Origin of the sequence: Pseudomonas sp. YH-1 (genome assembly GCF_051990045.1) — a bacterium.
GTDB lineage: Bacteria > Pseudomonadota > Gammaproteobacteria > Pseudomonadales > Pseudomonadaceae > Pseudomonas > Pseudomonas nicosulfuronedens.
In genome coordinates this window covers 4,034,047-4,052,524 of the sequence record NZ_CP178184.1, presented here as the reverse complement: position 1 = coordinate 4,052,524, position 18,478 = coordinate 4,034,047, and the positions used below count along the sequence as shown (strand labels likewise).

The 18,478-nt window shown below is 65.0% G+C and carries 19 protein-coding genes; 18 read left to right on the top strand and 1 reads right to left on the bottom strand.

Going from position 1 to position 18,478, the window contains the following annotated elements:
- Positions 1 to 283 precede the first annotated feature (283 nt).
- The 14 genes from ACKI1H_RS18720 (at position 284) to ACKI1H_RS18655 (ending at position 15,412) form a co-directional block, all read left to right on the top strand.
- On the top strand, positions 284 to 949 hold the full coding sequence (locus tag ACKI1H_RS18720; protein ID WP_138525715.1) for a GntR family transcriptional regulator: 666 nt from the start codon (positions 284 to 286) through the stop codon (positions 947 to 949).
- Positions 950 to 1,090: 141 nt separating this feature from the next.
- Positions 1,091 to 1,897 carry an ABC transporter substrate-binding protein gene (locus ACKI1H_RS18715; protein ID WP_138525714.1) on the top strand — a complete coding sequence of 269 codons (807 nt, stop codon included), beginning with the start codon at positions 1,091 to 1,093 and terminating at the stop codon, positions 1,895 to 1,897.
- Between the two features lie 11 nt (positions 1,898 to 1,908).
- Positions 1,909 to 2,676: an amino acid ABC transporter permease gene (locus ACKI1H_RS18710; RefSeq protein WP_045207506.1), complete on the top strand. Its 768-nt coding sequence runs from the start codon at positions 1,909 to 1,911 to the stop codon at positions 2,674 to 2,676.
- A 1-nt stretch (position 2,677) separates the two neighbouring features.
- The gene (locus ACKI1H_RS18705) at positions 2,678 to 3,457 is read left to right on the top strand and encodes an amino acid ABC transporter ATP-binding protein (protein ID WP_138216802.1); all 780 of its coding nucleotides are present in this window, start codon (positions 2,678 to 2,680) and stop codon (positions 3,455 to 3,457) included.
- 15 nt (positions 3,458 to 3,472) lie between these two features.
- Positions 3,473 to 4,567 carry a polyamine ABC transporter substrate-binding protein gene (locus ACKI1H_RS18700; RefSeq protein ID WP_440465901.1) on the top strand — a complete coding sequence of 365 codons (1,095 nt, stop codon included), beginning with the start codon at positions 3,473 to 3,475 and terminating at the stop codon, positions 4,565 to 4,567.
- A 17-nt stretch (positions 4,568 to 4,584) separates the two neighbouring features.
- Positions 4,585 to 6,201: a gamma-glutamyltransferase family protein gene (locus ACKI1H_RS18695; RefSeq protein WP_440465900.1), complete on the top strand. Its 1,617-nt coding sequence runs from the start codon at positions 4,585 to 4,587 to the stop codon at positions 6,199 to 6,201.
- Between the two features lie 10 nt (positions 6,202 to 6,211).
- Positions 6,212 to 7,153 (top strand): aldo/keto reductase, encoded by a 942-nt coding sequence (locus tag ACKI1H_RS18690; protein ID WP_440465899.1) that lies wholly within the window; start codon positions 6,212 to 6,214, stop codon positions 7,151 to 7,153.
- A 93-nt stretch (positions 7,154 to 7,246) separates the two neighbouring features.
- Positions 7,247 to 7,753 (top strand): sigma-70 family RNA polymerase sigma factor, encoded by a 507-nt coding sequence (locus ACKI1H_RS18685; RefSeq protein WP_138525710.1) that lies wholly within the window; start codon positions 7,247 to 7,249, stop codon positions 7,751 to 7,753.
- Entirely contained in the window at positions 7,750 to 8,688 is a 939-nt protein-coding gene (locus ACKI1H_RS18680) for a FecR domain-containing protein (RefSeq protein ID WP_440465898.1), read from the top strand. Before ACKI1H_RS18685 ends, ACKI1H_RS18680 begins: the two co-directional genes overlap by 4 nt.
- Positions 8,689 to 8,812: 124 nt before the next feature.
- Entirely contained in the window at positions 8,813 to 11,221 is a 2,409-nt protein-coding gene (locus ACKI1H_RS18675) for a TonB-dependent receptor (RefSeq protein ID WP_246084924.1), read from the top strand.
- 30 nt (positions 11,222 to 11,251) lie between these two features.
- On the top strand, positions 11,252 to 12,403 hold the full coding sequence (locus tag ACKI1H_RS18670; protein ID WP_440465897.1) for a PepSY-associated TM helix domain-containing protein: 1,152 nt from the start codon (positions 11,252 to 11,254) through the stop codon (positions 12,401 to 12,403).
- Positions 12,400 to 12,597 (top strand): hypothetical protein, encoded by a 198-nt coding sequence (locus ACKI1H_RS18665; protein ID WP_315809772.1) that lies wholly within the window; start codon positions 12,400 to 12,402, stop codon positions 12,595 to 12,597. The genes ACKI1H_RS18670 and ACKI1H_RS18665 overlap by 4 nt, the downstream gene beginning before the upstream one ends.
- Positions 12,594 to 13,790, top strand: coding sequence for an MFS transporter (locus tag ACKI1H_RS18660; RefSeq protein ID WP_138525706.1), 1,197 nt, complete (start codon positions 12,594 to 12,596; stop codon positions 13,788 to 13,790). Before ACKI1H_RS18665 ends, ACKI1H_RS18660 begins: the two co-directional genes overlap by 4 nt.
- Positions 13,787 to 15,412, top strand: coding sequence for an alpha/beta hydrolase family protein (locus ACKI1H_RS18655; protein WP_440465896.1), 1,626 nt, complete (start codon positions 13,787 to 13,789; stop codon positions 15,410 to 15,412). The genes ACKI1H_RS18660 and ACKI1H_RS18655 overlap by 4 nt, the downstream gene beginning before the upstream one ends.
- A gap of 108 nt (positions 15,413 to 15,520) precedes the next feature.
- On the opposite strand, the gene ACKI1H_RS18650 is transcribed toward ACKI1H_RS18655, so the two are convergent.
- Positions 15,521 to 16,294, bottom strand: a complete 774-nt coding sequence (locus tag ACKI1H_RS18650) for an ABC transporter ATP-binding protein (protein WP_138525704.1) — start codon at positions 16,292 to 16,294, stop codon at positions 15,521 to 15,523.
- Positions 16,295 to 16,414: 120 nt separating this feature from the next.
- On the opposite strand from ACKI1H_RS18650, the gene ACKI1H_RS18645 reads away from it, so the two are divergent.
- The 4 genes from ACKI1H_RS18645 to ACKI1H_RS18630 all read left to right on the top strand — a co-directional run bounded on the left by ACKI1H_RS18645 (position 16,415) and on the right by ACKI1H_RS18630 (position 18,399).
- The gene (locus tag ACKI1H_RS18645) at positions 16,415 to 16,756 is read left to right on the top strand and encodes a hypothetical protein (RefSeq protein WP_138525703.1); all 342 of its coding nucleotides are present in this window, start codon (positions 16,415 to 16,417) and stop codon (positions 16,754 to 16,756) included.
- Between the two features lie 137 nt (positions 16,757 to 16,893).
- Positions 16,894 to 17,223: an OmpA family protein gene (locus tag ACKI1H_RS18640; RefSeq protein ID WP_440465895.1), complete on the top strand. Its 330-nt coding sequence runs from the start codon at positions 16,894 to 16,896 to the stop codon at positions 17,221 to 17,223.
- Between the two features lie 384 nt (positions 17,224 to 17,607).
- A complete protein-coding gene (locus tag ACKI1H_RS18635; protein WP_138525701.1) occupies positions 17,608 to 18,054 on the top strand; it encodes a hypothetical protein in 447 nt (148 codons plus the stop codon).
- Between the two features lie 165 nt (positions 18,055 to 18,219).
- On the top strand, positions 18,220 to 18,399 hold the full coding sequence (locus tag ACKI1H_RS18630) for a hypothetical protein (protein ID WP_024762799.1): 180 nt from the start codon (positions 18,220 to 18,222) through the stop codon (positions 18,397 to 18,399).
- The last annotated feature ends 79 nt before the right edge of the window (positions 18,400 to 18,478 follow it).

The following is an 18,478-nucleotide window of genomic DNA, read 5'->3' as shown; positions in this document are numbered from 1 at the left end:
TTCCGGCCACAAGCGCCCGACACGGGTTTGGTAGCGGGCATGGCCCGCTCCTACACATACGCGCCCACCATGCACCACAACGTTACCGAAGCGCACCGCAAGCGCGCACGAAATACCCTATCCGTTACCGTTTCGCCCCGTCCCATTCCATCATTCCCACCCCGCCTTCCTACGCCTACCGCTCTACCCCGGCCAGTTCCAATCATTTCGCCAGCATTGGCACGGCAACTGCTTAACTGCATGCATGGATAATTGGATCCAAAAATCCACGAGGAAACACCCCATGCGCCTGGTACCCGCTGCCCGCCCGCCGATGAGCGCCGAAGACGAGGCCTACGACTATCTCCTCCAGGCCATCTGCACCGGCCGCTACAAGACCGGCGACCGCCTGGTGGCCGAGGACATCGCCAGCGACATCGGCATGAGCCGCATGCCCGTGCGTGGTGCCTTCAAGCGCCTGGACGCCGAGGGCCTGGTGACCCTGCGACCCAATCGCGGTGCCATCGTCAGCGGCCTGAACATCGAGGAAATGCGCGAAGTCTTCGAGATGCGCAGCGCCCTCGAAGGCCTGGCCATCCGCCTCGCCGTGCCGCAACTCACCGACCGAGACCTGTCCCGCCTCGAACGCATGCTCGACGAAATGGACGACTACCGCGACGACAGCGCCGGGTGGGTCAGCCGCCACCGCGCCTTCCACGAATACCTCTGCAGCCTTTCCGGACGTCCGCGCCTGCAACGGCAGATCACCGCGCTCTACTCCGTGATCGAGCCGCACATGCGCCTGTGGCTGCAGCACGTCGACAAGCCCATGAGCGCCCGCGAGGAACACGCGGTGATCCTCGACGCCCTGCGCTCGGGCGATGCCCGCGAAGCCGAGCGGGTGATCTGCGACCACATCGAGGGAACCATCCCGTCCCTGGCGAAATTCCTCGAGGCGCAAGCCACCTGAGGCGCCATCCACCAACGCGCAATCCACCCAAACGAAATCCACGAAGCCGATCCACGAAGAAGAGAATCGAAGCAACGGGCGCCTAGACCCGTACTTCTGTGTCCCTGAACTGCCCCTGGCAACCCCACCCCGGAGAGCAACATGTTCGAACGCAGGATCCCGCAGTGCCTTCTCGCCCTTTGCCTGGCCGCCCCCCTGGCGCATGCCGATGTGAAGATTCCCGACCGCTTGCAGAACGCCAGCAAGGTCACCTTCTGCGGCGGCATGGACTCCCCGCCCATGGGCTTCTATGACGCCAACCAGAAGCTCACCGGCGTCACCATCGACCTGGGCGAAGCCATCGCCAAGCGCCTGGGCGACAAGAAGATCGACTGGCGCATCACGCCCTTCTCCGGGCTGATCCCGGCGCTGCTCGCCGGTCAGTGCGACATGCTTGTCGACCAACTGTTCGACAAGCCCGAGCGGCGCGAAGTGATCGACATGGTCAACTACATGTACTCCAGCCAGGCCGTGGTCGTCGGCAAGGGCAACCCCGAGGGCATTCACACCCTGGACGATCTCTCCGGCAAGAAGGTCGCGGTGCTCAACGGTTCAACCATCCGTACCCTGCTCGAGGCCCACAACGAGAAGCTGGCAAAGGCCGGCAAGCCGCCGATGAAAGTGGTGGTCTACAACACCGACACCGACGCCTTCCAGTCCCTGCGCATCCGCCAGACCGACGCCTACGGCACCACCGTGGAAACCGCCGGTTACTACCAGAGCACCGCGCCGGACCTGTTCGAGATCGGCGTGCCGGCCTTCGCGCGCATCCTTACCGGCCTGGGCATCCGCAAGGAAGACAAGCAGCTGAGCGAAGCCGTCACCCAGATCATCAAGGACATGCAGGCCGACGGCAGCTACGCCGCGCTCCTGGCCAAGTGGCATATCGAAGGCGACAAACTGGACTGAGGTAACGAGACATGAACTTCAGTTGGGACGTGTTCTGGCAGTACCTGCTGCGACCGAGCGATATCTACCTCTACGGCCTGTGGCTGACCTGCGTGATCGCCGTCAGCGCCATGCTCCTGGGCTGCGTGCTCGGGCTGCTGGCGGCGCTGATGCGCCTGTCAACCAATCCGCTGCTGCAATACCCGGTGCGTTTCTACGTGTGGCTGATGCGCGGCACGCCGCTGCTGGTGCAGATCGTCTTCCTCTACACCGCGCTGGCTGCTGGCGGGATCTTCCGCTTCGAGGACCTGGACCTGGGGTTGTTCATCCTGCCGGGCAATATCCAGGCCGCGATCATCGCCCTGGGCCTCAACGAAGGCGCGTACATGGCCGAGATCATCCGCGCCGGTATCGGTGCGGTGGACAAGGGCCAGTACGAGGCCGGCAAATCCCTCGGCATGACCTTCCCCAAGCTGATGCGCCGCATCGTGCTGCCGCAGGCCTTCCGGGTGATCGTTCCGCCGCTGGGCAACGAGTTCAACGTGATGCTGAAGAACACCACGCTGGTCAGCGTGATCGGCGTACAGGAACTGTTGCTGAGCACCCAGATGGTCACCTCGGCGACCTTCCGCGTGTTCGAGCTGTACCTGGTCGTGGCGATCTACTTCCTCGCCCTGACCACCCTGTGGGGCTTCTTCCAGCGCTGGCTGGAAGTGCGCTTCGGCAAATCCGATGGCCAGCCAGCCGCCTCGAACCGCCTGTTCGGCCGGCAGGCGATGAAACTGCTGAGGGGGCGTTGAGATGATCCCGGACATGAAAGACGTGGTAATCCAGGCCCGCGACGTGCACAAGGCCTTCGGCGAACTGGAAATCCTCAAGGGCGTTTCCCTGGAAGTACGCCGGGGCGAAGTGGTGGTGCTGATCGGCGCCTCGGGCTCGGGCAAGACCACCTTCATCCGCTGCATGAACCACCTGGAAGACATCCAGGGCGGCAGCATTCGCGTCAACGGCGAGCTGATGGGCTACCGCGAACGCCCGGACGGCAAGCTGGTGCGCGACTCGGAAAGCAACATCGCCCGGCGTCGCCGCGACATCGGCATGGTCTTCCAGCGCTTCAACCTGTTCCCGCACATGACCGTGCTGGAGAACATCATCGAAGCGCCGACCCAGGTGCTCGGTGTGCCCAAGGGCGAGGCGCTGGACCAGGCCCGCCGTCTACTGGCACGGGTGCGCCTGTCGGACAAGGCCGAGCACTACCCCGGCCAGCTCTCAGGCGGCCAGCAGCAGCGCGTGGCCATTGCCCGCGCCCTGGCGATGAAGCCCCAGGCCATGCTCTTCGACGAACCCACCAGCGCGCTGGACCCGGAAACCGTGGGCGAAGTGCTGCAGGTGATGAAGGAGCTGGCCGACGAAGGCATGACCATGGTGGTCGTCACCCACGAGATGGGCTTCGCCCGCGAAGTGGCCGACCGCGTGGTGGTCCTGCACCAGGGCGAGCTCATCGAAGAAGGCCCGCCCGCGCAGGTCTTCGGCAATCCGCACCACCCGCGCACGCGGGAATTCCTCAGCCGCGTTCTCTGAAGATAAGGACAAGTCATGCGTAAACGCGTTCTGTTCGCCAGCACTCTCACCCTCCTCGCCTGCGCCACCGCCGCCCAGGCCGACGACAAGCTGGTGCGCTTCTACAACTGGTCCGACTACATGGGCCCGGACACCCTGAAGAACTTCGAGAAGGACACCGGCATCAAGGTCCAGTACGACGTCTTCGACACCAACGAAATGCTAGAGGCCAAGTTGCTCTCCGGTCACTCGGGCTACGACCTGGTGGTGCCGTCGAGCCAGTTCCTCACCAAGCAGATCAACGCCGGCGTCTACCAGAAACTCGACCGCGCCCAACTGCCCAACTGGAAGCACCTCGACCCGCGCCTGATGAAGCGCCTGGAAGCCGCCGACCCGGGCAACCAGTACGCCGTGCCCTACATGTGGGGCACCGTGGGCATCGGCTACAACTACGACAAGGTCAAGGCCGCCCTGGGTGACAACGCTCCGCTCGATTCCTGGGACCTGATCTTCAAGCCGGAAAACCTCGCCAAGCTGCACGGCTGCGGCGTGGCCTTCCTCGACGCACCGGTGAAGATCATCCCGCAGGCGCTGCACTACCTGGGCCTTGACCCGAACAGCACCAACCCCGAGGACTACACCAAGGCCTCCGCGCTGTTGCAGAAGCTGCGTCCGTCGATCACCTACTTCAACTCCTCCAAGTACACCACCGACCTCGCCAACGGTGACATCTGCGTGGCAGTCGGCTATTCGGGCGACGTGATGCAGGCGCAGACCCGCGCCCAGGAAGCCGGCAAGAAGATCGACGTGCGCTACGTGATCCCCAAGGAAGGCGCCAACCTCTGGTTCGACATGCTCGCCATCCCGCGCGACTCGAAGAACCCCAAGGGCGCCCACGAGCTGGTGAACTACCTGCTGCGCCCGGAAGTCATCGCCCCGGTCAGCGACTACGTCGGCTACGCCAACCCCAACCCCGACGCCACGCCGCTGCTCGACCCGAAAGTCCGTGACAACCCCGGCATCTACCCCAGCGACGCGGTGATCGAGAAGCTCTACGTCTCCGCCGACCTGCCGCCGAAAATCCAGCGCGTGATCACCCGCGAATGGACCCGTATCAAGACTGACCGCTGAACCGAAGAGAGTTTTCCATGCTGAGCTTCTCTGCCCACGAGTACCCCTACGCCTCCCAGCGCCAGAGCGTGTTCGCCCGCAACGGCATGGTCGCCGCCTCGCAGCCCCTGGCTGCCGAGGCCGGCATCGCCATGCTGCGTGCCGGCGGCAACGCCATCGACGCCGCTATCGCCACCGCCGCCGCGCTGACGGTGGTCGAACCCACCGGCTGCGCCATCGGCGGCGACGCCTTCGCCCTGGTCTGGGTCAAGGACCAGTTGCACGGCCTCGACGCCAGCGGCCACGCGCCTGCCTCCCTCTCCATCGACAAGGTAAAAGCCGCCGGCTTTGAGAAGATGCCGGTACACGGCTGGCTGCCGGTCACCGTGCCGGGCATCCCCTCGGCCTGGGCCGAGCTGTCCGCACGCTTCGGCAAACTGCCTTTCGCCGACCTGCTGCAACCGGCCATCGCCCTGGCCCGCGACGGCTTCCCGGTGTCCCCGGTGGTTGCCTACCAGTGGGAAATCGCGCGCCAGGAATACCAGCAAAGCCGCGCCGCCGTGCCAGCCCTGGAAGCCTGGTTCGACACCTTCACCGTGGACGGCAAAGCCCCCTGCGCCGGCCAGCTGTTCCGCAACCCAGCCCAGGCGAAAACCCTCGCCGAACTGGCCGAGACGAAGTGCGATAGCTTCTACCGTGGCGCCCTCGCCCAGCGCCTCGCCGAGCACTCCGCCGCCACCGGTGGCGAGCTAAGCGCCGCCGACCTGGCCGGCTACAAGCCCAAGTGGGTCGAGCCGATCAAGACCAACTACCGTGGCTATGACGTCTGGGAAATCCCCCCCGCCGGCCAGGGCCTGATCGCCCTGATGACCCTGAACATCCTCCAGGGCTACGACTTCGACCAGCGCGACAGCCAGCTCACCTGGCACCGCCAGCTCGAAGCCATGAAGAAGGCCTACGCCGACGGCCTGCACTACATCACCGACGCCGAGCACATGCGCGTCAGCACCGCCGCGCTACTCTCCGACGACTACGCCGCGCGCCGCCGCGCTGAAATCAGCGATCAGGCCGCCGAGCCGAAACACGGTGACCCGCTCTCCAGCGGCACTGTGTACATCGCCACCGCCGACGGCGAAGGCAACATGGTCTCCTTCATCCAGAGTGCCTACCACGGCTTCGGCTCCGGCGTGGTGCTCCCCGACAGCGGCATCGGCCTGCAGAACCGTGGCTCGGAATTCAGCCTCGACCCGGCGCATTCCAACGCGCTGGCGCCGGGCAAGAAGACCTTCCACACCATCATCCCCGGCTTCCTCAGCAAGGATGGCGTGGCCGTCGGCCCGTTCGGCGTGATGGGCGGCTACATGCAGCCCCAGGGCCACGTGCAGATGGTGATGAACCTGGTCGACTTCGGCCTCAACCCGCAGGCCGCGCTGGACGCCCCGCGCTGGCAATGGCTGGGCGGCATGAAAGTCGGCATCGAGCAGCACGCCAACCGCGACCTCGCCTTCGGCCTGGCGCGACGCGGTCACGAGGTGGAGATCGCCTGCGACCTCACCGACTACGGGCGCGGCCAGATCATCGTCCGCGATCCTGAAACCGGCGTGCTCTGCGGCGGTACCGAGCCGCGCGCGGATTCGCATATCGCGGTGTGCTGAGGAGAAAGCCATGCATGCTCGTGACCTGAACCTTTCACCACTGATACTGGGCGGTAACGTGTTCGGCTGGACGGTGGACGAAGCGATGTCGCGACGCCTGCTGGACGCGGCGTTCGACGCGGGGCTGAGCAGTATCGATACTGCGGATATGTACTCAGTCTGGGTGCCGGGTCACGAGGGCGGCGAGTCGGAGGCCATCATCGGCCGCTGGCTCGCCAGCCAGCCGGGGCGCCGCACTGAGGTGACGCTGTGCACCAAGGTCGGCGCCGAACTCTCGGTACAGCGGCGCGGGCTGTCGTGCCGCTGGATCCTGCAGGGTGTCGAGGACTCCCTGCGGCGCCTGAACACCGACTACATCGACCTGTACTTCAGCCATTACCCCGATGACAGCACGCCCCACGAAGAAACCCTGCGCACCTACGAAGACTTGATCGCCTCGGGGAAGGTACGCGCCATCGGTGCGTCCAATTTCAGCCGACAACAACTGCAGGCAGCCGAAGCCACTTCACGTAGCAACGGCCTCCCTGCGTATTCCGCACTGCAGGTCCAGTACAACCTCTACGACCGCGCGGGCCACGAAACGGAAACCGCAGCCATCGCCGCCGAACACGGCAACGTCGTGGTGACCTATTTCAGCCTCGCCTCGGGCTTTCTCACCGGCAAGTACCGCGCCCCCGGCGACCTCGCCGGTAGCGCCCGTGGCGAAGACCTGGAGGGCTACTTTGATACCCGCGGATTGAAGATTCTCGCGGCGCTGGGCCAGGTCGCCGAAGAAACCCACTCGACGCCGGCGGAGGTCGCGCTCGCCTGGCTCCGCCAGCAGCCAGGCATCGCCGCCCCCATCGCCAGTGCCACCAATGAACGCCAGCTCGCCAGCCTGGTATGGGCTACCCAGTTGAGCCTTTCCGCCCCCCAGCTGACAACCCTCGACCTAGCTAGCCGGGCAGGCTGACAAGCTACTGCATGCCATCCTTCAAGGGGGCTTGTGAGCAGAGCGCAGCAACCCTTATCATGAGAAGCATTCTCAAATGATAAAAATTCCGCCATGCCCCCGGTCGATGCTCCCCTCCATGCCGCCGTTAGCGAGCTTTACCAGCACCATCACGGCTGGCTGCAAGGCTGGCTACGCCGTCGCCTGGACTGCCACGAACAGGCAGCGGACCTGGCCCAGGACACTTTCACCCGCCTGCTCGGTTCACGCCGGGTGTTGGATGCACGCGAGCCGCGGGCTTACCTTACAACGATAGCCAAGGGGCTGATGATCAACTGGTTCCAACGCCAGTCGCTGGAACGCGCCTATCTCGAAGCCCTGGCCGGGCTTCCGGAAGAGCTGGCCCCCTCCCCCGAACAGCGCTACCTGGTGCTGGAAACCCTGCACGAGATCGACGCCCTGCTTGCTCGTCTGCCTGACCCGGTACGCCAGGCCTTCCTGTTGGCGCAGATCGAGGGGCTGAAATACGAGGCCATCGCCCAACGCCTGGGCGTGTCCCTTGGCTCGGTGAAGCGCTATATGCAGCAGGCCTTCCGTCATTGCCTGGAGTTGATGGAATGACTGCCGCCGAGCCCATCGCGCCTCGCATCCTCGACGAAGCGGCGGACTGGCTGGTGCGCCTGCAGCACGATGCCAGCGAGGAAACCCGCCGCGCCTGCGCCGACTGGCAGCGGCAGAGTCCGCAGCACGCCCGCGCCTGGGACCGCGCCGAGCGCCTGCTGGGCCACCTTGGCAGCTTGCCTCCCGCTCTGGCCATGCCGACGCTGGGCCGAGAACGCACGCTGGACCGCCGCCGCGCCCTCAAGCAGCTTGCCGTGCTGCTGGCCGTCGCTCCGGTAGGCCTCGCTACCTGGCGCACACAACCCTGGCAGGATTGGCTGGCCGACCAGCACACCGCGGTGGGCGAGCAGCGCAAGCTGCCGCTGCCCGATGGCAGTCTGCTCACGTTGAACACTGACAGCGCCGTAGATATCGCCTTCACTCCCGCACAACGCCTGGTGCGGTTGCTGCGCGGCGAAATATTCCTCGATACCCGCGCGGACAGCCGCCCGTTCCTGGTCACCACCCGCGAAGGCCGGATGCAAACCGCCGAGGCACGCTTCAACGTACGCCAGGCCGACGGCGCGACCCGAGTTGCCGTGCAGCACGGGCGCGTGCAGGTGTCGCCGTTGCAAGGCTCCGGCCAGTGGCTGGGTGCCGGGGAGTCCGTACTGCTGACCGCGCAATCCATCTCTGCCATGCCCAGCACGCCGAACCCGGATGCCTGGACCCACGGCATGCTGATGGCCGACCGCCTGCCCCTGCAGGCACTGCTGGGCGAGCTGAGCCGATATCGCCGCGGCGTGCTGCGCTGTGACCCTGCGGTGGCGCAACTGGCGGTGTCAGGGGCTTTCCCGCTGCTGGACAGGAACCTCGCGCTGTCGATGCTGCAGGCCACCTATCCCCTGCGAATCCGTCGGGTAACGGACTTCTGGATCACTCTGGCAGCCGCCTGAAGACAGGCACCGGGCGTTGATGCAAAATATTTTCAAAAAGAAGTGAGACTTTTTCTCACTTCAGCTGGCAACAGGGGAACATCTCCCGACACGAAGCCCGCAGAGGCCCGAAGGTACCCCGTCCATGTCCAGCAGCAGACACGCACACCCCTCTTCACTTTCCCTGGCGGTACGCACCGCCCTCCTCTCCCTGGCGGTGGCCGTGGCGACGCCGGTGACGGCCGCGCCGGCAGCCAGCGAAGTACGCAGCTACAGTATTTCCCCCGGTCCACTGGGCCGCGCCCTGGCCTCGTTCGCCGCCGAGACCGGCGTGCACCTGTCCTTCGACCCGACGCTGACCGACGGCCTGCAGAGCCCCGGGCTCAAGGGTGACTATTCAACCCGCGGCGCCCTCGAGCGCCTGCTGCAAGGCAGCGGCCTGGAACTGGAGCAGCGCGGTGACGGCACCTTTACCCTGATTCGTTCACCCAGTCCCGATGCGTTGCAAATGCAGCCCTCTCTGATCACCGGGCAGGCTTCCGGCCCTGAAGACCTGCCTGCCGAGTATGCCGGTGGTCAGGTGGCGCGTGGCGGACGCCTCGGCCTGCTGGGCAACACCGACCTGATGGACGCGCCTTTCAGCATCACCAGCTATACCGAGCAGACCATCAATGACCAGCAGGCCCGGAGCGTCGCCGACGTACTGGCCAACGAACCTTCAGCGCAGATCGGCAGTGCGCGCACCAACCTCAACGAGGACTTCTCCCTGCGCGGCTTCCCGGTGGTCAGCGCCGACGTCGCGCTCAACGGCATGTACGGCCTGGCGCCGTTCTTCCGGGTACCGGTGGAGATGGCCGAGCGCGTGGAGGTGGTCAAGGGTCCGAGCACCATGCTCAACGGCATGCCGCCCAGCGGCAACGTCGGAGGCGCAGTGAACCTGGTAACCAAGCGCGCCGGTGCCGAACCGCTGAACCGGGTGACCCTGGAGTATCTGTCCGACTCGGTGTTCGGCACCCACCTGGATGTCGGCCGTCGCTTCGGCGAGGGCAAGGAATTCGGTGTGCGCTTCAATGGCGTGTACCGCAACGGCGACACCACGGTGGACAAGCAGGAACTGGAAGACAGCCTGGGTTCCCTCGGCCTGGACTACACCGGCGAGCGCCTGCGTCTGTCCGCCGACTACATCACCCAGCGCGAGGACCTCACCAACGTCGTCCGCCAGTTCAGCGTTGGCCCCGGTGTCACCAAGATTCCCCATGCACCGGACAACGACCTGAACTATCCCGGCTACGGCGACTCGGAGATGACCGACCGCACCCTGGTGTTCCGTGGTGAATACGACATCGCCGACTGGCTGACCGGCTACGCCGGCTATGGTGATCGCCGCAGCGAGATGGACGCCCTGGCCGGCAACCCGGTGCTGATGGGCAACCAGGGCGATTTCGTCTCCAGCCCGGCCTGGCAGGTCTACGACGTCGGCTCGCACTCCGCCGAGGCCGGCCTGCGCAGCACTTTCGACACCGGTCCGGTGCAGCACAAGCTGAATTTCGGCGCGACCCGCGTGGTGCAGAACTCGGACATCTTCTTCCTCTACACCGCCTTCCCGTCGCGCGCATCGAACCTCTACAACCCGGTCTACTCCGGCACGCCGAGCACGGACGATTATCCGAAGAACGTGCAGAAGTACACCGCCGCTACCCTCACCAGCTACGCGCTAGCCGACACTCTGTCGATCCTCGACGGCCGCGTCGAGCTGACTCTCGGCGCACGCAAGCAGCGGGTGGAATCGCAGAACTACGAAATGAACGTCGGCACCCCGGTAGGTGAAGGCTACGACGAGGAGAAGACCACGCCCATGGGTGGCATCGTGGTCAAGCCGTGGGAAAACATCTCGCTCTACGCCAATTACATCGAAGGCCTGAGCCCCGGTGAAACCGCGCCCATTGGCACCGTCAACGCCGGTGAAATGCTCACGCCCTACGTTTCCAAGCAGAAGGAAGTCGGCGTCAAGGGCGAGTGGGACGGTTTCGGCGCTACCCTGGCTGCGTTCGAGATCAAGCGCCCGAGCAGCGTCAACGACAACGGCCGCTTCACTCGTGGCGGCGAACAACGCAACCGCGGCCTGGAGCTGAGCCTGTTCGGCGAGGTAGCCAAGGGCGCGCGCCTGCTCGGCGGTGCTTCCTACACCCAGGCCAAGCTGACCAAGACCCAGGACGGCCAGTACGACGGCAACAACGGTATCGGCGTACCGCGCCGCCAGCTCAATCTGGGCGGTGAGTACGACATCACCCAGGTGCCGGGCCTGACTGTCACGGCCCGGACGATCTACACCAGCGAGCAGTACGTGGACCAGGCCAACGCCCTGAGCATTCCCGACTGGTGGCGCCTGGACCTGGGCGCGCGCTATCGCTTCGAGACCCTCGGCAAACCGGTAGTGCTACGCGCCAACCTGGATAACGTGTTCGACAAGGACTACTGGGGCACTTCCACCGCCGGGTACCTGTACCTGGGCGAGGGCCGCACGCTGCAGTTGTCCGCGAGCGTGGATTTCTAAATGGATGTTTAAAGAAGAAAGAGCCTGACGATGACCGCCAAAGCCCTCCGCACCTGGTACCTGGTGCACAAGTGGACCAGCCTGATCTCCACGGTATTCCTGCTGATGCTCTGCCTCACAGGCCTGCCGCTGATCTTCCACGAAGAGATCGAGCACACCTTCGAGCCGCACCCGGAGCTCAAGCCGCTCACCGAGCAGTCGCCGAAGATCGACTACGACGATGTGGTCGCCCGCGCGCTGGCGACACGGCCGGGTGAAGTGGTGCGCTTCGTGTATTGGGAGCAGGACGATCCGCTGGGCGGCGTCATCACCGCGCCAACCCTGGTGCCGCCGCCGGAAGATGGCCACGTGCAGCCTTTCGACGCGCGCACCGGGGAGTTCTTCGAGGCCCTGCCGCCGCCGGGCGGCTTCATGTACATCATGCTCAAGCTGCACACCGACCTGTTCATGGGGCTGCCCGGTTACCTGTTCCTCGGTTTCATGGGCCTGCTGCTGGTGGCTTCGCTGGTCTCCGGCGTGGTGGTCTACACGCCGTTCATGCGCAAGCTCGACTTCGCCACCGTGCGCTCGCAACGCAGCTCGCGCCTGAAGTGGCTAGACCTGCACAACGTGCTGGGCATCGTCACCCTCGCCTGGGTGCTGGTGGTGGGCGTCACCGGGGTGATCAACACCCTGGCGCTGCCGATCCTCATGCTCTGGCAAGGCGGCCAACTGGCGGAGATGACCGCACCGTACAAGGACGCGCCGCCGCTGGAGCAGCTCGGCTCGCTGCACAAGGCTATCGACACCGCACGCAAGGCCGCGCCGGACATGGAGGTCAGTTTCGTAGGCTTCCCCGGCACACAGTTCAGCAGCAAGCATCACTACGCCGTGTTCATGCGCGGTAATACGCCGCTGACCGAACGCCTGCTCAAACCCGCCCTGGTGGATGCCGAAACCGGCGAACTGACCGACATGCGCGAGATGCCGCTGTACGTGAAGACCCTGCTGCTGTCCCAGCCGCTGCACTTTGGCGACTACGGCGGCATGCCGCTGAAGATCGTCTGGGCGCTGCTGGATATCGTCAGCATCGTGATCCTCGCCAGCGGCCTGTACCTATGGCTCGGACGCCGCCGCACGCCCATCGAGAAACGCCTGGCGGAACTGGATTCCGGCGGCCTGAGCACGGAGATCAAGGCATGAGACGCGGACTCTGGATGATCTTCCGTTGGCCCGTCGCGCTGGCCGTGCTGAGCACCTTCGGGCTGCTCTCGGCGCTGTTGGGCGACGGGGTTTTCGACGTGTTGTCGTGGATTTCCCTTGGTGTTCCGCTGCTCCTGATCGTCATTGTATGGATGAGAATGCCCCGCCGTCCCAAGGAGCCAACCCCGAAATGACCGCCATGCCGCCCCAGGCCCCCACCCTCAACCTGCGCCCGCTGATGTTCGAAACCTTCGTCTGCACGGTAGCGGTGATGTCCTTCGTCGCGCTGATCGGCCCGGTGGCGCGCACCCTGGGCCTGGCGCCCTGGCAGGCGGGCATGACGGTGACCATGGGTGGTATCGCCTGGATGCTCATGGCGCGCGTCTGGGGCATTGCCAGCGACCGTCTCGGCCGCCGCCGCGTCCTGCTCAGCGGCCTGGCCGGCTTCGCGGTCACCTACGCCCTGCTCTGCGCCTTCATGGCCCTGGCGCTGAATACCTCGATGTCTCCGCTGCCGGCCTTCATCGGAATAGTTGCGCTGCGCGGACTGGCGGGAGGCTTCTACGCCGCCGTGCCGGCCTGCTCGGCGGCATTGGTGGCCGACCACGTGAACGCGGACAAGCGTGCTTCGGCCATGGCTGGGCTCGGTGCCGCCAGCGCCGTGGGCATGGTGGTCGGCCCGAGCTTCGCCGGCCTGCTGGCCATGCTCGGCCTGGCCTTGCCGCTGCTGCTCACCTGCCTGTTACCGCTACTGGCGCTGGGCGTGTTGTGGAAATGGCTACCGCACCACGAGCGCACCCACGAGCGTAAAGGCCCCGCCCTGGCAATCAGTGACAAGCGCCTGCGCCGCTCGCTGACCCTGGGCTTCATCGCCATGGTCTGCGTGACCGTGGCGCAGATGACCGTTGGCTTCTTCGCCCTCGACCGCCTGCAGCTCCCCCCGGCAGACGCCGCCCGTGTAGCTGGCATCGCGCTTACATCCGTGGGCGTGGCGCTGATCTGTGCGCAGATGCTGGTACGCAAGCTGAACTGGGCGCCGCTGCGCCTGATCGGCGTGGGCGGCAGCATTTCCGCGCTGGGCTTCGCCACAGTGTGCTTCGCCGTGGCACCGTGGATGCTCTACGCCTCCTGCTTCGTTGCCGCCGCCGGCATGGGCTGGGTCTTCCCTGCCGTCTCGGCGCTCAACGCCAACGCCGTGGAAGCAGACGAGCAAGGCGCTGCTGCGGGCAGCCTAGTGGCCGTGCATGGGCTGGGCATGATCAGCGGCCCATTGCTGGGCACCCTGCTGCACCAGGTCGATAGCCGTGCGCCTTATGTGCTGGTCGCCGCCTTGCTGCTGTTCGGCATCGCCTGGACCGTACTGCCGCGCAAAGGCGCCGCTGCATGACGCTTGCCGACGGCCTGCTGCTCGCCCTGCTCGTCGTCGCCTTGCTTGGCTGGTGGCTGCGTCGTCGGCCCCTGGCAAATGCCGCCGCCCTGCTCGCGCTGCTCGTGGCGCTGTATGGCATGTGGGACGATCGCTGGCAGGCTGCCGTCGGCGCAGTCGTCGCCGTACTCCTGGTGCTGGCCCTGTTGCTGCGGCGCAGGCACCCGGCACGAGTGCCAGTCTGGTCGGGGATGTTCTTCACTCTGCTGACAAGCCTGGCTGTCGCCGCACTGTATTTCTTCCCGGTCTCACCGCTACCCAAGCCCGGTGGCCCCTACCCGGTCGGCATGCGCGACTTCGAGCTGGTCGATGCCAGCCGTACTGGCCTCCTTGGCGCGCCAACCGGCAAGGCCCGGCGCCTGCTGGTGCGCGTCTGGTATCCGGCCAGGCAGGCGGTGGACGCGCAACCGCGCCACTACTTCAGCGATGCCGAAAGCCGCAGCACCGCGCGCGGTTTCGGTGAGCTGTTCCATTTCCCGCCGCTGCTCACGCACCTTCGTCACTTGCGTACCAATTCCTACGAAAACGCGCCGCTGCGGGCCGACCTCGGTCGCCTGCCCGTGGTGCTCTACAGCCACGGCTACGGCTCTTTCGCCGGCATGAACGGGCGGATCATGGAGGAACTGGCCAGCAATGGATATGCGGTCTACTCCGTACAGCACACGGGGGATGCCTCGCCCACGCTGTTCCCAAACGGCGAAGTTGCCCCCACTGATCCGGCGCTCTACGTCCACCTTCGCGATGCCTTAGAGCACGGCTTCTCGCCACTTCTGCTGCAAGGTTACGGCGAGGACGATCTGGCCCGCCGCCTCGACGGCCAATTGCGTTTCGCGACCGAACTCAAGCCGCCAGCGGACCGCGCCATCCATCTCAGCGCGCCGGTCTGGCTGGCGGACCGCCTGTTTGTCCATGACCGTCTTCAAACCGGCGAAGTCCCCCCGAGTGTCGCCGAAGTGGTGGCCGCCAGTGACTTCGATCACGTGGGAGAGATGGGGATGTCCTTCGGCGGTTCGACTACTGGTGCGGTCTGCATGGTCGATCAGCGCTGCGCAGCGGCAGTGAACCTGGACGGCGGCGACTTCGACTTCACGCCCTTCGACCGGGACCTGCCGGTACCCATGCTGATGCTGCATTCGGACCTGTCGCTGTTCTACCGCATGCTCGGCGTCACGCCGCCGACCCAGCCGCGCAGCTTCAACGACTTCGCCTACGAAAGCCTGGCGCACGCCGGCCAGAATCCACGCATCCACCGTCTGGTCATGCGCGACACCCTGCATGCCGGCCTCACCGACAATGCGCTATACCTGCGCCGCCCACTGCGCGACAAGCTGATCGGCGGCGCCCCCACCGACGTGCTGATCGAAGCACCGGCCACGCTGGTGCTGGGCTTCTTCGACCACTACCTGCGCGGCCGCGACAATGGTTTTCCGCAGGCGCAGATGGCGCACTGGTCCGACTGGGTGACGCCTTACAGCAACCGTGCAGTGAGCCAGTGGTGGAACGCTCTGCCGGAAACCGAGCGCGCCCAGTGGGAACAACGCATCCGAGCCATGCACATGCAGCGTCAGGCGTTGGGGCGGTAACTCGGCGAATCAATCTGTTGGAGCGAGCCTGCTCGCGAACCCAGCATCAGCCTGAATCGGCCCGCTCGACTTTTTCGCGAGCAAGCTCGCTCCTACAAATGCAGCCGGTCAGGCATGCCAGCAACGGTACCAGCCCTCCTGCTCGGTCACCTTCAGCGGCGCCTGGTACAGCGCAGATAGGTGCTCGCTGGTGAGGACCTCGGCCTTGGGCCCGTCGGCGACCACCTTGCCCTCGGCAATCAGCACCACGCGTTCGATCTCCGGGATGATCTCGTCGAGATGATGGGTGGTGATGATCATCGCGTGCTCCGGGCCGCAGAAGCGCCGCAGCAGGGTCAGCATCTGCAGGCTGGCGCCCATGTCCAGACCGTTGGCCGGCTCGTCGAGAATCAATGCGCGGGGCTCGTGGATCAGTGCGCGAGCCAGCAGCAGGCGGCGCTTCTGGCCGGTGGAGAGGCGCTGGAACATGCGCTCAGCGAAACCGTCCATCTCCACGATGGCCAGCATCTCGCGCGCTTTGGCGACCTGCTCCGGCGTGGGCTGCAGGTGGCCGTGGCTGCCGATGGCGCCGAAGAAACCGGAGATCACCACCTCCAGCGCCTGGGTGAAGGGCGTGTAGTCTTCCTGCAGGTCCTGGGAGACGAAGCCGATACGGCTGCGCAGGTCCCAGATAGTGACGTTCTCCAGGCCAAACAGGCTCAGCGAACTGCCCTCGCGATCCACCGGGTAGAGCTCGCGGCTGATCAGCTTGAGCAGCGTACTCTTGCCAGCGCCATTGGGGCCGAGGATGGCGACCTTCTCGCCTTCGCCGATATGCAGGGAGAAGCCGTCCAGCACGCGGGTCTGCTGCTGGTAGGCGGTGACATTGTTGAAGTCGATCATGGGGCGTTTCATGTCCGGGCTTGGGGCAGCCGCTGACAGTAGGCGCGTTAGCCTTCGTACTCAAGCCTTCATCGAATCGCAACTACGCTTTCCGCATTTCCCGCCAGCGAGTGAAACGCGATGAGTGAGCAGGAACCTCCCAGCCTCGATGACGACATCTGCATCCACATCTTCTCCGTCTCCGCCACCATGGTCGGCGTGTGCCTGACGGTGATTGGCATCATCCGGGTCATCCTCACCCTGCGCCGGGAAGACCTGATCATCGACGACCTGGTGGCAGTCAACATGATGTTCTACCTGGTCTCGGCGTTAACTTCCTACTGGAGCTTGCGTACTCACCGCACCCTACGTGGTCAGCGGATGATGCGGGTAGCTGACACCGTATTCCTGATCGCCTTGGCTTTTACGGCTGTTAACGCCGGGTTCATCACCTGGGCGATGACCTCCACACCCAACACATGATCCATTGGACCGCATCCAAGTCCATGAGGTGCACCTTCACGCGAGCAAATGGTCCTGACAGGAGAGAGCCGCATTTCGCTGACCAAGAGCATTAGCAGGGTTTCGACGCCCAAGACCTGGTCGGCGCACTGAACCTGATGCAGGTCTATTTCGACAGCAACTCTGATCGCATCACCGCCGACAGCCTCGACATCCTCCAGCGTGCAGCCGAAGCCATCAAGGCCGCTCCGCAAGGCACCCATATCGAAGTCGGCGGCCACAGCGACAGTCTCGGCACTGACCAGGGCAACCTCGCCATGAGCCAGAAGCGCGCCGCGGCCGTCGTCGCCCAGCTGGTGAAACTGGGAGCGCCGGCCGGCGTCCTGAGCGCCAAGGGTTACGGCCAGACCCGGTCGGTGGCGGATAACGCGACCGAGGAAGGGCGTGCGAAGAACCGTCGTATAGAGTTCACCGTCCTGACCGAATAAGACTGCCAGCCGGTTCGATCGGCCCCTGCCATGTGCAGGGTCTGATTGGCCGGCTCCCGCCCCCCTCCACTCATCCGAAACACTCAGCTCCAATCGTCCGGCGTAAACAGCGCGTTACACCCTTCAACTGGGCTCGCCACACGGCTCCTGACGGGCGAGCTGCAATAAAGTGCTTGCCTGGCTATTTAAGTGAAGCCGCGTTATGCCGGAATGATCATTGACAGTTCGAGGGGGCTTCAGTGAGATGGCCTTTCGTTCAGGCAAATGGCATTGCTGGCCGACTGTGTGTGCGTTGTGTCCTGCAATGCCGCGATGACGAAACTTTGGCGATCCCGACTCGCTTACGAAAGTTTTCTCGTTTCATCGACACAGGAGATGCCGGCGATGTTGAACCAGGCACCCCGCGATACCCAGGACGTTGAATTCGACGAGCAATTCTTCCTCGCCTTCGAGATCCAGGTCCTGCAAAAGGCCCTGCCGGCCTTCGAAGAGGCTTCGCGCTTCGCCCGCGACCGAGGCCTGCGCTGCAGTGTGGAATTGATCACCAACGCAGACGGCCATCCCGAACTCAGCCTCAGCGCCACCCAGCGTGACGACCTGCCGGACAGCTGTTATCGCCTGATTGCCGACCCGGCGTCCCAGGGCATAGTCCACGAGGAGTTCACCGCGGTGAGCCGCCGCACGCGCCGCCAGGGCGCACGCCTGGCGACGTTGACCTCGCGCTCGCTGGAGCTGCAACTGGAGGCTTTCTTCATGCACGCCTTTGGCATGCGGCTGGACTACAACGTCCTGCGCCTGGACTACTCTTACGAGCATGCTTCTGGGCTCTAGGCCCTTTCCGACGCCGCCGGTCGTCGGTTCGGCCGGTGGCGGAACGAGCGTTCCGTCGGACAGTTCCTGCAAAGGATGATTTATGGCAACGATGAACGCGTCGAAGTCGCTATTATTCGCGCCCTGTGCGCCACCTCGTGCGTGTTTCCTCGTTGTCGCTTCGCCATGAATGAATTCCTCGTGCATTTTCAGGACGGTCACTGCCTGGGCAAGACCGTGCTGCGCTCGTTTTCCCGTCAGATGACCCTCTCCGAGGCGCGCGTGCGCCTGCAGGCCTGCTACCCGCTGCGCGTTCCGCACCTGTTGAACATCCTGCACCTGACGCCGATGCTGCCCGGCCGCTGATCCGGCCCAACCCGTACAGTTTTCCTGCGCCACTGTGCCTGCAACCGGGCATCGACCGTGGCTAGAGTCGTTCGTCCCG